Genomic DNA, 763 nt, shown 5'->3' on the forward strand with positions numbered 1-763 from the left:
GACTGATACACCTGTGGTATCTGGTGCAGCAGCGGTATTCCTCCGCTCTGTTTGTCCCGCTGTCTGAGTATGTGGAGAAGAGCCGCCGGGGTTACTACAACGCCTACACGTTGGCAGAGCAGAATGCGAAGATCAGCGGGGTCATGGATGTGACGCCTTTCCTGACCTATTTCATTGAACATGTGTACCACAAGCTGGCCTCGGCTCTGCCAGATTCCAACACCACAGAAACCTTCCAGAACGCTTTGTCCCGGGGCGATGTCACAGAAAAAGAACAGGCCCTGTGGCAGTTTGTCCTCACCGCTTATGGGGAGGGCCAGTTCTCCACCAAGCAGCTGGAAAAGGACTTTGGCAATGCGGCCTATGCTACCATCCGTGGATTTGTACTCAAGTTTGAAAAACTTGGGTTGCTGCGCTCTGCAAAATACGGCAATCGCATCAAGTATCAAATTGCAAAATAAACCCAAGAAGCGCCTTCCGAAGCCTGCAGATTCCAGAAGGCGCTATTCTTTATTATTGCGAAACAACCTGTGCATGACAGTTTTAGATGGCTGTGATACAATAAAACTGAATCAATCGTTGGGAGTGTGTTGGATATGAAACGAATCACAGCAGTTCTTCCCTCCCTTGTGACAATTCTGTTGGCATTGGTAAGCTGTACCCCTCGCAGCATGAATTACATCATTGCCAATGAGCCCAGCATCACCGGTGTCGTCCAGGAGGTTCACGACACTTATATTCTCATCTACATTGAAACGGAGGG

At 49.4% G+C, this 763-nt stretch carries 1 protein-coding gene; it reads left to right on the top strand.

Translation table 11 applies throughout. From position 1 onward, the window contains the following. Positions 1 to 461: Fic family protein (locus H9X86_RS12135; protein ID WP_510186726.1), on the top strand; the 461-nt coding region annotated here is incomplete at its 5' end. Between the last annotated feature and the right edge of the window lie 302 nt (positions 462 to 763).

Source organism: Pseudoflavonifractor capillosus (genome assembly GCF_016902575.1).
GTDB lineage: Bacteria > Bacillota > Clostridia > Oscillospirales > Oscillospiraceae > Enterenecus > Enterenecus capillosus_A.